10 protein-coding genes, 3 tRNA genes and 1 pseudogene are annotated in these 14487 nt (G+C 56.1%); 6 read left to right on the top strand and 8 right to left on the bottom strand.

The genetic code is table 11. The annotated features are described in order from the left end of the window. Window positions 1-3: 3 nt before the first annotated feature. Window positions 4-1002 (top strand): NUDIX hydrolase, encoded by a 999-nt coding sequence (locus ABRP84_RS07205; protein ID WP_349853172.1) that lies wholly within the window; start codon window positions 4-6, stop codon window positions 1000-1002. Window positions 1003-1031: 29 nt separating this feature from the next. Here ABRP84_RS07205 and ABRP84_RS07200 read toward each other — a convergent pair whose 3' ends face one another. From ABRP84_RS07200 to leuC, 3 genes are all read right to left on the bottom strand, one after another. Continuing rightward, window positions 1032-1820, bottom strand: a complete 789-nt coding sequence (locus ABRP84_RS07200) for a hypothetical protein (RefSeq protein WP_349853170.1) — start codon at window positions 1818-1820, stop codon at window positions 1032-1034. 136 nt (window positions 1821-1956) lie between these two features. Then, window positions 1957-2547 carry a 3-isopropylmalate dehydratase small subunit gene (leuD, locus tag ABRP84_RS07195; protein WP_349853169.1) on the bottom strand — a complete coding sequence of 197 codons (591 nt, stop codon included), beginning with the start codon at window positions 2545-2547 and terminating at the stop codon, window positions 1957-1959. 22 nt (window positions 2548-2569) lie between these two features. Beyond that, entirely contained in the window at window positions 2570-3991 is a 1422-nt protein-coding gene (gene leuC, locus ABRP84_RS07190; RefSeq protein WP_349853168.1) for a 3-isopropylmalate dehydratase large subunit, read from the bottom strand. A gap of 52 nt (window positions 3992-4043) precedes the next feature. Here leuC and ABRP84_RS07185 point away from each other — a divergent pair, with 52 nt between their 5' ends. The 4 genes from ABRP84_RS07185 (at window position 4044) to ABRP84_RS07170 (ending at window position 10330) form a co-directional block, all read left to right on the top strand. Further along, complete coding sequence (locus ABRP84_RS07185) at window positions 4044-4727, top strand: IclR family transcriptional regulator (protein ID WP_349853167.1); 684 nt, start codon at window positions 4044-4046, stop codon at window positions 4725-4727. Between the two features lie 217 nt (window positions 4728-4944). Continuing rightward, window positions 4945-5238 (top strand): hypothetical protein, encoded by a 294-nt coding sequence (locus ABRP84_RS07180; protein ID WP_239267650.1) that lies wholly within the window; start codon window positions 4945-4947, stop codon window positions 5236-5238. A gap of 233 nt (window positions 5239-5471) precedes the next feature. Next, entirely contained in the window at window positions 5472-8144 is a 2673-nt protein-coding gene (locus ABRP84_RS07175; RefSeq protein ID WP_349853166.1) for a YhgE/Pip family protein, read from the top strand. After that, window positions 8141-10330 (top strand): YhgE/Pip domain-containing protein, encoded by a 2190-nt coding sequence (locus tag ABRP84_RS07170; RefSeq protein ID WP_349853165.1) that lies wholly within the window; start codon window positions 8141-8143, stop codon window positions 10328-10330. Before ABRP84_RS07175 ends, ABRP84_RS07170 begins: the two co-directional genes overlap by 4 nt. Window positions 10331-10648: 318 nt before the next feature. Here the strand turns inward: ABRP84_RS07170 and ABRP84_RS07165 are convergent. The 3 genes from ABRP84_RS07165 to ABRP84_RS07155 form a co-directional block, all read right to left on the bottom strand. Then, window positions 10649-10721 (bottom strand) — tRNA-Glu (locus ABRP84_RS07165). A gap of 343 nt (window positions 10722-11064) precedes the next feature. Further along, window positions 11065-11601 carry a hypothetical protein gene (locus tag ABRP84_RS07160; protein WP_349853164.1) on the bottom strand — a complete coding sequence of 179 codons (537 nt, stop codon included), beginning with the start codon at window positions 11599-11601 and terminating at the stop codon, window positions 11065-11067. A 478-nt stretch (window positions 11602-12079) separates the two neighbouring features. Then, window positions 12080-13123 (bottom strand): hypothetical protein, encoded by a 1044-nt coding sequence (locus ABRP84_RS07155; protein ID WP_349853163.1) that lies wholly within the window; start codon window positions 13121-13123, stop codon window positions 12080-12082. Window positions 13124-13919: 796 nt separating this feature from the next. Here ABRP84_RS07155 and ABRP84_RS11280 point away from each other — a divergent pair. Further along, window positions 13920-14051 (top strand): annotated as a pseudogene (locus ABRP84_RS11280) (IS1249 family transposase); the annotation flags it as partial. A gap of 198 nt (window positions 14052-14249) precedes the next feature. On the opposite strand, the gene ABRP84_RS07150 reads toward ABRP84_RS11280, so the two are convergent. Beyond that, a tRNA-Glu gene (locus tag ABRP84_RS07150) sits at window positions 14250-14322 on the bottom strand. A gap of 39 nt (window positions 14323-14361) precedes the next feature. Next, window positions 14362-14433 (bottom strand) — tRNA-Gln (locus ABRP84_RS07145). Between the last annotated feature and the right edge of the window lie 54 nt (window positions 14434-14487).

Below are 14487 nucleotides of genomic sequence, written 5' to 3'. Positions count from 1 at the left end.
GCTATGCCGAGCGCGAAGAAGATGCACGAGACCGATAAAGATAAAAAGTCCGAAAAATTCATTTCCGGCCGGCACCAAGAAATTCCGGTGAATCCCGCCAAAGAGTTTCCCCGCACTACCCTTGCCGCCGGCGCCGTAGTCTGGCGCGGCGACCCCGCGAACCCTGAAATCGCGCTCATTCACCGCCCGCATTACGACGATTGGTCCCTGCCCAAGGGGAAGGTGGACCCAGGCGAATCTCTGCCCACCACCGCGGCGCGCGAAATTGAGGAAGAAACCGGCTTCCAAGTACGCCTGGGCAAGTTGATTGGCAAGGTCACCTACCCCGTGCAGGGGCGCACCAAAGTGGTCTATTACTGGGCGGCGTTCTACCTCAGCGGCACCTATACGCCCAATGATGAGACCGATGAGCTGCGTTGGGTGCCCATTGACCAAGCACAGCAGCTTTTGTCCTACGACGTTGACACCGACGTCGTGGCCAAGGCACAAAAGCGTCTGCAGCTCGCCCCCACAACGCGCGTATTGTACGTTCGCCACGCCCACGCCCACGACCGCAAAAAGTGGGAGGGCGATGACAACCTGCGGCCTTTGGATAAGAAGGGGCGCCGCCAAGCAGAAATGCTCGTGCCCATGCTGGCGGCCTACCACCCCACCGCGATCTATTCGGCTCGCCCGCACCGGTGCCAGCAAACCGCCGCGCCGCTTGCCGATGAGCTGGGTAAAGACATTGCCATTAATAAGGACTTTGGCGACGAGGTGTGGGAAAAGAACCCGGCGGCCGCCACAAAGGCTTTCCGTCGCGTCGTAAACGACGGCGGTGTGCCGGTCATTATCAGCCAGGGACAGACCATCCCCGGCATCATCGAGGACTTAGCCCCGCAATTCCTCAAGAAGCCACAGGAGGAATTGAAGTTTAAAAAGGCCTCAGTGTGGGTTTTGTCCTTCAACAATGGTGAATTAACCGGTACTGATTACCTTCCCAGCCCCCTGCCTGTGCGCTAGATAGCTCGGGCCGCGCGAGCCCCTAGCCCTTAGCCGCGCATGCCAAGGTTGCGGCGCACGAAGAGGGTGGGGGCTAAGGCCATGAGCCCCAGCAGCACGACAACACCCACCACGGTTGAGCCCAGCGCCATGTAGAGGATGATGAGCACGATACCGACCAGCAAGGTGGTACCGATGTTCCTCTTTGCGATATCCGCGGAAAGCTTAAAGCAGTCACCCAAGCCTAGGTCTGGGCGCGCTGCCTTGACGGCGGGGACCCACCACCAGAAGAACAGGGCGAAAAGTCCGGGAATTACCAGCAGGACTAAGCCGATGCTGATGACCACGCTAGTGACGAGGTAGGCCAGCATGATGCCGCCCATGCCTTTGAACGTGAAGAAATCCCCGAACATCAAATCCTGGCCATTGACCTGCTTATTAGCGGCTTGGTACCAGATTGCATTTGCCCACAGATAGACAATTAACAGGGCTATTACCGCGAGGGCGAGTAATAGCACGCCCAGTACGCCGAGGGAACCGTCCAAGGCGGTTCCCTCGGTCGCCGCCTCGATGGAAAGGGAGCCGCCGCCGGCGGCAAAGACTACGGCGATGATGAGGTATGCGACGAAAAGGACGACCATTTGCACTAGTGGGGCAACAAGCCACGGTACCCAATTGCGGCCGAAATAGCGGAAACTATCGCCAATAATGTTGACGGCATCGATGTCGCCTGGAGCGGTCGACTCACGAAAATATCCCGGCTGCCCACCTGAGTAGGGCTGTTGGGAGCGGTGATTGTATCCATCATGGTCGCGCGATCCGGAATAAGGCGAAGTCATACCGCAGAGAATAATAGATAAACCCAGCTGCACGCTTGCGAAGTCAGTTTTGTTACTCGACCGTTACCCCACCACTGCCCCGGATCATGACGACGGTGGTGTGCGCCCCGGCAAAGCGTGGGGCGCACCTGCTGGATTAGTCCGCGTGAACCGCGGGCTTGAAGCTAGCGCGAGAGTTCTCGAAGCTCGTGATCGCCTCTTCATCGCGCAGCGTGATGCCAATGTCATCGAGGCCTTCCATCAGGCGCCAGCGCGTATAGTCATCGATGTCGAATGAGTAGGTGTTTTCGCCAATCCGAACGGTGCGCGCCTCCAGATCGACCGTGACTTGGGTTTCCCCAGCCTCCAACTGCTTCCAAATAAGCTCGATGTCTTCTTGTTCCATCAGCCCAGTAAGCAGACCAGACTTTCCCGAGTTACCTCGGAAGATATCCGCAAAACGGGAGGAGAATACTGCTTTGAAGCCGTATTCGCGCAAGGCCCATACTGCGTGCTCTCGGGAGGAACCGGTGCCGAAGTCGCGGCCGGCAAAGAGTACGGAGCCGTCCTTAAACTGCTCTTGGTTAAGTACGAAGGTGGAATCAGAGCGCCAGTTGGAAAACAGCCCCTCCGCAAAGCCCGTGCGCTTGACCGATTTGAGGTAGCGCGCGGGAATGATTTGGTCCGTATCCACGTTGGATGCCCAAAGCGGGACTCCCGTGCCGGTATGGGTGATAAATTTCTCCATTATTTCAACCTTTCTCGCGTGCTTATTTCAGGTCAGCCGGGCTGGACAGGTATCCGGTGACGGCGGTAGCGGCAGCAACCTGTGGGGAAACGAGGTGGGTTCGCCCACCAGGGCCCTGCCGGCCTTCAAAGTTACGGTTGGATGTTGATGCAGACCGCTCCCCTGGCTTCAGTTGGTCAGGGTTCATGCCCAGGCACATGGAACAACCCGCCGTGCGCCACTCTGCTCCGAACTCCTGGAAAATCTGGTCTAGGCCCTCCTTTTCCGCATCGGCCTTGACCACCGCGGAGGAAGGAACCACGATCATGCGCGTATTGGCGTCAATGGTGCGCCCCTTGACCACCTCGGCGGCGGCGCGCAGATCCTCGATGCGAGCATTGGTGCACGATCCCACGAAGACGGTATCGATCTTGATATCGCGCAGTGGGGTTCCTGGTTGCAGGTCCATATACTCCAAGGCCTTTTTCACGGTGGCCTTGGAATTGTCATCGCCGCAGTCTTCTGGGTCCGGTACGGTTTCGCCCAGCGGCAGGCCTTGGCCCGGGTTCGTTCCCCAGGTGACAAATGGGGTCAGGGATGATCCATCGATTTCTACGACGCGATCGAACTCGGCGCCATCGTCAGTAGGCAGCGTCTTCCAGTAATCCACCGCTTTATCCCAGTCGGCGCCCTTTGGGGCGAACTCACGGCCCTTGACGTACTCAAACGTCGTTTCATCGGGTGCGACCATACCGGCACGCGCACCGGCCTCAATGGACATATTGCAGATGGTCATGCGGGCTTCCATGGACATCTTGCGGATGGCTTCACCGCGGTATTCGATGATGAATCCTTGGCCACCGCCGGTGCCAATCTTGGCGATGATGGCCAGAATAAGGTCCTTTGCGGAGACGCCTTCCTGCAATTCGCCGGTGACTTCGATGGCCATCGTCTTAAAGGGCTTCAAAGAAAGCGTCTGGGTGGCCATGACGTGTTCTACCTCTGAGGTACCAATGCCCATGGCGATGGAGCCGAATGCACCGTGGGTCGAGGTATGCGAATCGCCGCATACAATAGTCATGCCGGGCTGGGTAATGCCCAGCTGTGGGCCAACGGTGTGCACGATGCCTTGTTGCTCATCACCCATTGAGTGCAACCGCACGCCAAATTCTTCGCAGTTCTTGCGCAGGGTAGAAACCTGGGTGCGCGATACCTCGTCTTTAATCTCTAAGAGATTGCCGGATTTAATCCCCTCCGTCGGCACGTTGTGGTCTTCGGTGGCCAGGTGCAGTTCCGGGTGCCGCATTGTGCGACCTTGCAGGCGCAGCCCATCGAAGGCCTGCGGGCTGGTAACTTCGTGCAAAAGTTGGAAGTCAATATAGATAAGGTCTGGTGCGCCCGCGTCGCCCTGCTGGACAACGTGGTCACGCCATACTTTTTCTGCCAAGGTCAGCTTCTGGTTCATAAACATCACTCCACACTTGAAATCTCATAATTTGGGACGTAGATTTCATTATATGGGAGAGTATAGCGCAGTTTCCGGCATTAAGGTACTAGATCGTGCAATGGCCATCATGATGGCCGCCGCAAACCATCCATCGACCCTTAATGAGTTATGTGAAACCACGGGACTACCTCGGGCAACGACACACAGGCTAGCCACTGCGTTAGAAGCGCACCGCATCCTCGTACGCACCCCTGAAGGAAAGTGGAAGGCCGGTCCTGCACTCCCCGGCAACCGCGACCACATTTTAGAAGTCGCAGGCCCCATCATGGACCAACTCCTCGACCGCACCGGTGAGTCCATTCAGCTCTATGAATTCACGGGAACCACCCGCACCTGCATTGCCACCCGCGAGCCCACGTCCGGCCTACACAACGTGGTCCCAGTAGGCCGCCAGCTGCCACTGACCTCCGGTTCTGCAGCGCGCATCATCGCAGGCTACGTAGACTTCCCCCTAGACGCCGCGCAATTCAGCGTCGCTGATATAGAAGCCGCCCGCCGCCAAGGCTATGCAGAATCCATCGAAGAGCGCGAAGCTGGCCTAGCCTCCATTTCCGCCCCCGTCTTTGACTCTTCCGGCGTTTTTCGCGCCGCACTGTCCATCTCCGGTTCCGCTGAGCGCTTCCGCCCCTCGCCCGCCAAGAAGTACGCCCGCCTGCTAACCTCCGCCGCCCAAGAGCTTTCAGAGCTTCTCTAGCCTCACCAATGCCTCACCAACGCCCTGGACCTCCCACCGGCCCAGGACGTTGCTGCGTTTTACCTCCACATCCCCCACCCCGCCGTAGCCTATTGAAAAAATATCGAAAATCTCCCGCACGCTATTGAAACCGAACTGAAAACATGATTTAATGAAAACAGAGTGAAAACGAAAAGGACACTCCTTGACCCCAAAGGCACAGAAAGGATTCATGATTATGACTCACGCTACCCACACTGAACACGAGCACACCCACGGCGAAGGCTGCGGCCACGTTGCTTTCCCGCACGAGGATCACACCGACTTCGTGCACGATGGTCACATCCACCGCGAGCACGAGGGCCACTGGGACGAGTGCGAGACCAACGAGCACATTGAGGCTGAACCTCACAGCGACCACACCCATGGTGAGGGCTGCGGCCACGTTGCTGTCCCTCACGGCGACCACGTTGACTACATCCACGACGGTCACCGCCACGCCGCTCACGGCGATCACTACGACGAGCACTAAGCTGCGCCGGCACGCGCCCTGCAGCGCCCTAGCGCCGCGATAATCCACCGCTTTGATGCATGGAGTATCGCGGCGTTTTTCTGCGCATTAGCCCAGCGTGAATTAACCTTTTATTAGCCCTAGCCACAATTGCGTACGTCGCACGGTGGCCAAGAGGCAATCAAGCTGTCAATTTCGCGGAATCTGCCTGCATGACTATTAGTTAACACCGTTTCAGTGCTACGGTCTTTCGAGTGATTACTAGTTGGAAGCTTTTTCTCCAAGACTTCGTCCGCCTGTGGCGGACGCCGCAAGTCTGGGTGATTCTCATCGGTTTGATGATTACCCCTGCCTTATATTCTTGGGTCAATGTCTCCGGTTTCTGGGACCCCTATGGCAATACCGAACACCTCAAGGTAGCCGTGGTGAACGAGGACAAGGGTGCCTCGTCAGATCTCACCGGCGATATTGACGTCGGCGGGCAGATGATGGAAAAGCTGCACAACAATGACAGGCTCGGCTGGCAGTTTATGGACCGCGGCGAGGCTGAACACGCCGTGAAATCCGGCGACGTTTTTGCATCCATCATCGTGCCGGAGGATTTTTCTTCCGACTTTGTCAGCCTGTTCCAAGGCACCTATTCTCAGCCCACCTTGGAGTATCAGGTCAATGAAAAAATCAATGCCATTGCCCCCAAGGTCACTGACTCTGGTTCTTCTACCCTCGAAACCACGATTAGCGCGACCTTTAATGAAAACGTCGCGAAATCGGTTTCCACCGAGTTGAGAAACTCCGGCGGCGACCTCAGCGATAGGATCAATAGCACCGCGGGTGATACCGCGAATTCTTTCTCAGAGACCGCCGATACCGTGGCCAATTCGCGCAATTCCTTGGCGGATGTCAACACCACTATCGACGATGCTCGCCCCACCATCGCACAGGCTCGTCAGTCCCTCGGCTCTGTGCAGACCACGATTGATGACGCGCAGCAGGCCTTAAACCAGGTCACCTCCTTGACCGACGAGGTGCAAAAGGAAGTTACTTCCTTCGCCGACGATGCAACAGCCGCTTATATCCAAGGCACGACTGCGCTTGCCGATGGCACCGCAAACGCCAATGCCAATATCGGTTCTGTCACCGGGCGGTTAAACGGCGCTCTCAACCGCGTCGATGCCGCGACAGACGGCGCCCAAGGCATCCTCGGTCAGGCTGATAAAGCCATCGACCAATTAGCCGGAGTCGCTTCCCTGCCAGCCCTTCCTCCAGAGGTCTCCCAGCAGATCAACCAGTCGGTTTCTGATCTGCGTGACCGCAACGATCAAAACCGCGCGGTGCTAGGAGAGCTGGATTCCCTTAATAGCGATACTAATGCCACCCTTGATTCGCTGAATAAGACCTCGGAATTGCTCAATTCCATGGCATCCCAGGCCCGCGATGATTCCCACGGACTGCGCGATGACGTGGCCAACGGCTTACCTAAGCTCAATTCTGCGCTTTCTAATGTCTCCGCTACCGCTGGGCGGCTATCTGCCTCGCTCAACAGCCAAAAGGCTCTGGTTGGGCAAACGGACGGGCTTCTCGGGGGCGTCGACGAGCAGTTGACCCACGCCCAAGAAGTGGTAAAGCGCTTCTCGGTTGATCTGGATCGCGTTGAAGAAGGTCTTCGTTCCGCGCGCACCGATGTTATTGCCTTGAGCAACACGGCCAATAACAATACCGTGCTGAAGTCCGTCAACGGTCTTGATACGGACCACGTGTCTTCATTCCTTTCCTCGCCCGCAGAGATGGAAAGCCATGCAGTCTTCCCCGTCGCGCATTACGGCTCCGGCATGTCCTCGCTGTTTATCAACCTCACGCTGTGGATCGGTGCCTTTATGCTCCTAATCATTTTCCGCGCCGAGGTTGACCCACAGGGCCGCCGAGATTTGACCATCAATAAGGCGTACTTCTCGCGCTTCTTGCTCCTCGGCTTTTTCGCCATTGCCCAGGCGCTTATTGTTTCCATCGGTAACTTAGTCATCGGCGTTGAGCACGTCAGCGCCACCGCTTATATCCTTACCTCTGTATTTATCAGCCTGTGCTACCTTAGCATTACCTATGGCCTCGTCTCGACATTCGGTCACGTGGGCCGCGGCATAGCGGTGGTCTTGGCCTTCATTCAGATTCCCGGCGCATCAGGCCTGTACCCCATCGAAATGACGCCGGACTTCTTCCGCGCCGTCCACCCCTTCTTGCCCTTTACCTACGGCATCGATGCCATGCGCGAGACGGTAGGCGGGTTCTACGGCACCCATTACATCCGCGATATCGCCGCGCTGACCGGCATGGCAGTTGTCGCCTACCTCATGGGCACCTTCTTAAGGCGCGGGTTGTCCAATGTCACCATGCTGGTCAATGATGAGCTGGCCAAGGGCGGGCTCGTTATCAACGAGCAGGTCCACCTGATCGGCAGCCGCTACCGTTTTACCGACCTCCTGTATGCTTCCGCGGACCGCGAGGGATACCAAAAGAGCTTGGATACCAAGTGGATGACCGCCCGGAAGAATTATTCTCAGCTAATGAAGCTCACGATCGCCATCGGGATAGCCTTGGTGCTCGCACTCGTGATTTGCTCCCGGTTCATGCCGGAACAGAAAGCGATTCTTTTCGGCATTGCGTGCCTTGTGGCGCTGATTGCGGTCGCGGTCATTTGCTCGCTGGAATACGTGAAACAAAGCATCGCGCACGATAACCGCTTGGCGGATCTCAGCGATGAAGAAATTCAGCAGCACCTAGAACATCAACGCCAAAACCCCAATCAGTATCGGCTAGAAGATGTCCAGTCGGATAAACACCCCGAAATATCTTCTACCCCACAATCGCAGGGCGATACCACAGATAAGCCCGCCGACGACGGCGAAGAAACCGGAAAGGGAGATAAGTCATGAACAACATCCTGACCATTCTCCGCGATGACCTCAAGGCCATCCGTGGCAACGTAATGACCGCCGTCATCATTTTCGGCCTCGCCATTATCCCGCTGCTTTTTACCACCTTTAACGTGCTCGCCAGCTGGGACCCGTTTGCCAATACCAAACAGCTCAAAATCGCCGTCGCCAGTGAGGACGAGGGCCACCAAAGCGACCTAGCTTCGCTCAAGCTTAACTTGGGAGATGAGGTTTTATCCCAGCTCAGCCGCAACGACGAAATCAATTGGGTTCTTACCAATAGCGATGATGCCGTAGAGGGCACCAAGTCCGGTGAGTACTACGCAGGCATCGTCTTGCCCAAGGATTTCAGCTCAAACCTCCTCACTTTCTACGTGGAAGGCACCGAGCCAAGCAAACTTAATCTCTATACCAATGAGAAGAAGAACGCGCTGTCGACCACGATTACCCAACGCAGCGCTACCGGTGTGATCGAGAAGATCGACGAGTCCTTTACCCGCGTTGTGTCCAATGTGGGTCTTGGCGTCATTTCCTCGCTGGACCAGTACCTTGATGAGGGCGATACCCAGGCCGCGCTCAACAACGTGCACAACCGAGTCAATACCGTACAGTCGCGCCTCGATGCAGCCTCTGGCACGGTCATGGCGCTGAGTAACCTGGTAGATTCCACCATTCCGCTCACCCAGGCGGCCAATAACATCCTGAATGAAGCGGGAAACCAGGCCTCCAGTACCACCAATGACAACGGCGAATCACCCATCGATATCTTAAAGTCCACGCTGGATGAGTCCACTGGTTCCTTGGATGCGTCCCTTGCCGCGACGACGCAGAGCTACGAGGTCCTATCCTCACAAATCGAGGAATTGCTGAACAATGCCAGCGCCACCTCCGCGCAGACCGCCCAAACCTTCCGCACTGCCGCGGACCGCGTGGGACAGCAGACCGCAGCCTTCCAAGGCGTGAAGGACAGCATCCAGAAAGAAGCCGATAAGGTCGATCTCCCAGGCCCGGTAGCGGCAGGCTATGCGGCCATGATGGGGCAGCTGGATGCCAGCATCGCCCAGAGCAATGCGCTGCACGATTCCTTGACCTCTACGGCCGATAACATCGAAAACGGCGGGAATTCCCAAGAGTCCAAGCAGCAAACGCAAGCTGCGATTGCCAGCGCCAAGCAGGCCGTCGAAAACGCCCGCAACTCCTATAACTCTAATCTGAAGCCACAGCTAGCGGCTCTGGGAGATAGTGTGGGTACGGTTGCCAACGATGTTGATGCGGTCAAGCGCGATATCGCGGGCATCCGAAATACCATCTCTAATGACAACGATGCCCTCGTGCGGGTGCGCGATCTAACCGCAAGCCTATCCGGTACATTGCAGCAGCAGGCGGGCCGCTTTGGCGAGCTCAGCCAAAAGATCGATGAGATCCGCGACGGCGGTGACCTCAGCCAGCTCGCCGGTCTCATTGGCGATGATCCCGAGCTACTGGCCTCCCGAATCGCTTCGCCGGTCAACGTGGACCGCCAGCCCATCTACGATGTTGCTGCATTCGGTGTTGGTATGACGCCGTTCTACCTCACGCTTTCACTGTGGGTAGGTGCCCTGCTTGCCTGCGTGCTGGTGCACACCAACGCCGAGCGCAAGTACTTGAAGAAGAACGAAGGCCTCGACAAGAAGGATCACTTCACCAGGAACCAAGTCTTTCTGGGCCGCTTCCTTACCTTTGGGCTCATCGGCATCGCCCAAGCCACCCTCGTCGTCCTCAGCCTGGTTTTCTTCGTGGAGATCGAGCCCGAGCACCCATTCATGATGCTCTTTGCCTCGTGGATAATCTCACTGGTGTTTATGTTGATAATATATTCACTGGTTATCACATTCGATAGCGCGGGCAAGGCCCTCGCGGTTCTGCTTTTGGTCATCCAAGTCTCCGGTTCCGGCGGCGCCTATCCCCTGCCGCTTCTTCCAGAGTGGTTCCAAAATGTCAGCCCGTGGCTGCCGGCCACCTACGGCATCGACGCGTTCCGCAGCGCCATCGCCGGCATTTACGAGGCCGACATCCTCCGTGAGCTCGGCGTGCTCCTTCTCTTCGCCATCCCGGCACTCATCCTCGGCCTGTTCTTGGGTCCCGCCATGGATAACTACCACAAGCGCCTCCAGAAGGCGATTAAGAAGACGAAGGTCATGGCCTAGCCACACGCCTACACACAACGCCCAGTGCAGCCTGAGAGGCTCGCTGGGCGTTGTTTTTGCAGTGGCGGCCCCATCCTCCCTCCCTTGGCGTTCACAGGCAGCTGACCCCGCCCCAGTCCTCGATGAGCCAGTGAGCGCGAAGGGAGGGCTGCGGCGACAGCAGACGCTTTCCGATGCCCCACCTCGCCCACCGTGCTCTCCCCAAAGCGCGATGTTCAATGGGGCGCAGCGAGGGCTGTTTAAACTCTCCTGGAGGCGCGAGAAGAAAACGGCAAAAAGAAAAAGGCTGCGAGCGTTAACGCTCGCAGCCAATATATGTACCCCGTACGGGATTTGAACCCGTGTTACCGGCGTGAGAGGCCGGCGTCCTAGGCCGCTAGACGAACGGGGCTCGTTCGCACGTAGCAGGCAAATCAAAAGCTGTGCGGGCAATTAACTTGCTTGCTGCGGACTCGTTAAACAGTAAACGATGGGTAAACACAATACAAATCAGCAGATAGTGCGGGAATTCGCGCCAATAGATCCCCCGGTTAAGACCCACTTAACCCCCGTTTAGACCGCAAGCGCGCATACGAAAAATTCCTCCAACCGCAGTGGCTGGAGGAATCATTTTATTTGGCACTTTCACGAAACTGCCCGCCAGCCCAAACCACCGATCTGCAAATACTCTTGCACCATGGTAATGCAGCTACCAGCTTCGACTCTAACTGTAAGTTCGCGTGCGAATGGGACGGCTACTCCATAAATTCGACGGAGCCCTGCTTCTTAAAATTGACGGGGCGAGAGTATTCGTTACCGAACTCATCAGTCCACGACACTTCCGCCTTGTAGTCGGATCCCCAAACTGCGGCGTAGAAGAACATGATGGAATCTCCAGGTTTCATCGACTCCGCAGTACCCTCATCATCTCCCACTATCGGGCTGTCATTAATCACAGTCACTTTGTGCACTGTCCTACGGGACTTGTTAGTCACACGATAACGATCCCCGCCGTCCCAGGAGATTTCCCAAATGAACCTATTGGAATCGTCTTTCTGCAGCTGGGCAATAAGCTTCATGGAGTCAGCATTTTCGCGTGACGCTTGCACGAGCTTATCTTGCTGTTCAGCGATCTTCTCTTGCGCCTTGGTCAAGCGCTTAGCTACAGCATCGCGCTCGCTCTGCGCCTTTTCCGCAAGCTTCGACTGCTTATGCTGGCCCCACCATTTAATAAAACCAAACAACCAACCTACTGCAGCGAGAGCAATAGTAACGCATAATTCCAGAGTCATGCGCTGAGTCTATTACAAATGTCTAATTGAGGAACTACACCTATATGCGTATCTGGACTTGATACGGACACCACGAGGAATCCAAAACCTAGAGAGTCTCAAGCCACTCCCGCACCGGCGCATACCCCGTCACCTGCGACGCTGGCAACTTATCCCCTTCCCGCTTTACTGCGACGGCATTTCGAATCAGCCAGTGCAGATAGCTACGCCGAAGCTCCAAATGCCACAACTCCAATTCCCCATCGGGGAGTCCATCTGAGTCGTACGGGAACGTCAACAGGACATCGGGATCCAGCACCCCATACCTCTTGAGGACTTTGGGCCTGAACTCGGAAAGTGGACACGTCGAGGGTCAGGCCCGGTCTTGGTTACGGTCGGAGCTGCAAGAGTCGAAGTCACTGTTGCGGTCTGAGTCTGAGTGACAGTCTCTGCGGGGAGCTGAGAGACGACGGTCTGGCGAACAGTGGTCGGCACAGACTTAATAGCCGTTGCCGTGTTTATCCTGTCCTGTAAGCCGAAGCGCTTCGGGTAAGAACTCCTTAAGCTCTGCGAGCAACGCATTGAGCCTTCTCTGCTTGGTCTGCGCAATGTACAAAACAGAGAGCTTTTCAATAGGCTGCAGAGCTGGGTCTTTTAATTGCGCGGTAAGTTTCTCCAACTCCACCCGAGTCTTCTCAAGGTCGCGGTAAAGAAGTATGCCTCGCGTGTAGTCATCCCAGGTGTTGAGTAGTTCACGGATTGGCCCTTGAAACATTTCCCGATCCCGCATGAAGAAGTTCGGTTGAATGCCAAAGGTGAGTGGAGGGATTTCTTCGAGACTCGGCTCTGCCCACTGGAATACGACTCCAACAGGGCCATCTTGAATTACCGCAGCAAAATAGCCCAGCGGTTGACCCGGCACGTAGACATTCCTGTCCAGTCCGATAGCGCTCGCTCTGGCGTACGGATTCATGAAATCAGCCTGTTCCCCGCCGTCTATTGTGCTGAGGCTCCGAAAGGCTTCGTCAACTTCGTAATTGCGAAAGAAGAGCAAGCTATGCGAGGGCAGTTGCCAGTCGTTAAACAAGTATGTCCGAATCTCTTCTGGCACACGTGCACCCGCGTCAACCATCCGGCATCCCACATTCTTGAGGTAGTAGCGTTCAAGGTTGCGTTGCGTGAAGTTGGTCCCCTCGAAGATCTCTGACCATTGGTATTCGTCACGTTCGCGGAAGTAGTCAAAGTGCTCATACTGAAAAGCGATGAAGTGGTCATAAGCATCATCAAACGGCTTCGTCAGCTCATTGTTGCACTTCTGACAAATGGTCTTTCCAAACTTCACAGTCTTGGACTTAGGTCCGCGAACCTTATAGACAACGCCGTCCACGGGCACATGAAGTGGCTCCCCATCAACCATCAGCTCACGGATTCGACTGGCTTTGAATGCATGCTCCTGCGAGTCGGCCGGACGCTCTCGGCAGATCCAACAAGTCTCGATGTCACAGCGAGGAAAGGGGTTCTTTTGGGAATATTTAGGAGTCATGCCTCGCATCCTAGTAAGCAGCGCAGACACGGACCCCTAAACCACCCACAGCCCCTCGCCACCTCTGTTTCCGTGAAAAGCCCCACACCGCCACCAAATCTTTATCTGAAGTGTCCCAGGTTTGTTCCGTTTGAGTAGATGGGAAAACCTGGACCACTTTATACCGCCGTGGACGTAACACGATTGAAAGCCAAAACGCCCTTCTCAAGAACGGGCGTATGGGGTTGGGCGACAAGAGTCTCAGTCTCGTGCGGGGATTCGCTAACGCGACCCTCGTGACTGCACTCAGCATCGCGGGTGTCAACATTCACCTGATTCAGAAGTTCCTTCGCCGAGTCGTATTCGACTTGAATACGAATGCCAGCGACCCGGTTCCAACTCAGCCGTGTAAGCGAGTCTCCGACTGGAACACGTTCGGTAACGTAGCGCCACAAGCTCCCCCAGCCGCAGCCTAAAGACCAACGCCCGTACGGGCCGGCCTAAACGACAGGATGTGTTGGTGAAGTTATATGTTTAGCCCGTCTGGCCTGCTGGTATTAGGACTATTTCACTTATCCGGAGACATAACGCAGCCTCGGACCTGAAATACCGCCGGGGCGTGCTGATGTGCTAGGCGCCTAGGTTCACGATGAATGGATGAGTAAGAATCATCCTCGATGCCCCGTCTGTAGCGAGGTGTGCACCAAAATACGGGACTACAAGCACCAATCCGCCAGCAATGGCGATGGAACGCCTGTAAAGCCACTGTCACTCGCGCTAGAGGCCGAGCCAGGAAAGTGGACGCATCAGAGGCCAGGCCCTAGCCAAAGCGCACACCCTAGCCAGCCAAGAAACACAAGCCACCAGCGGCCGTAAATACGGCCGACCAGCAACTTTCGACAGTGCCTATAACCACTCTATGGAAATACGCAAAGGCCACATGCCCTAAACCACGCATCCACCAACACAAAATGTCGTTTAACCCGACACGCCGGAAAACAACACATTTTGTCGTTTAACCCTTAAGCGCCAGGAATCGGGAAAACAAATCAAATCCCGATTCTCATTGGCGAGAATCGGGATTTCTTTTGACAGTGCGTGGTTTCGTGAACTTTGCAGGTCAGAAACGTGAAACCACCTATATTTGTACCCCGTACGGGATTCGAACCCGTGTTACCGGCGTGAGAGGCCGGCGTCCTAGGCCTCTAGACGAACGGGGCATAGAACTAGTGAGCCTGCTTCAAAAAGCATTTTCACTGCTGGCCTACCAGGACTCGAACCTAGAATGGCGGTACCAGAAACCGCTGTGTTGCCAATTACACCATAGGCCATTTGCTCACTTGCTTGGAATCGCATCCTTATCGGCTGCGCTCCCTTGCTCGCTG

Origin of the sequence: Corynebacterium sp. KPL2861, from assembly GCF_040225475.1 — a bacterium.
In the GTDB taxonomy this organism is placed as follows: domain Bacteria; phylum Actinomycetota; class Actinomycetes; order Mycobacteriales; family Mycobacteriaceae; genus Corynebacterium.
This window is presented reverse-complemented; position numbering and strand designations above follow the sequence as displayed.

Bases quoted from the DNA above. Each gene is read 5' to 3' on its own strand.
- ABRP84_RS07160 (WP_349853164.1), bottom strand. From the start codon at position 11,601: ATGACTCTGGAATTATGCGTTACTATTGCTCTCGCTGCAGTAGGTTGG.
- ABRP84_RS07200 (WP_349853170.1), bottom strand. From the start codon at position 1,820: ATGACTTCGCCTTATTCCGGATCGCGCGACCATGATGGATACAATCAC.
- ABRP84_RS07170 (WP_349853165.1), top strand. From the start codon at position 8,141: ATGAACAACATCCTGACCATTCTCCGCGATGACCTCAAGGCCATCCGT.
- ABRP84_RS07185 (WP_349853167.1), top strand. From the start codon at position 4,044: ATGGGAGAGTATAGCGCAGTTTCCGGCATTAAGGTACTAGATCGTGCA.
- ABRP84_RS07155 (WP_349853163.1), bottom strand. From the start codon at position 13,123: ATGACTCCTAAATATTCCCAAAAGAACCCCTTTCCTCGCTGTGACATC.
- ABRP84_RS07180 (WP_239267650.1), top strand. From the start codon at position 4,945: ATGACTCACGCTACCCACACTGAACACGAGCACACCCACGGCGAAGGC.
- leuC (WP_349853168.1), bottom strand. From the start codon at position 3,991: ATGAACCAGAAGCTGACCTTGGCAGAAAAAGTATGGCGTGACCACGTT.
- leuD (WP_349853169.1), bottom strand. From the start codon at position 2,547: ATGGAGAAATTTATCACCCATACCGGCACGGGAGTCCCGCTTTGGGCA.
- ABRP84_RS07205 (WP_349853172.1), top strand. From the start codon at position 4: ATGCCGAGCGCGAAGAAGATGCACGAGACCGATAAAGATAAAAAGTCC.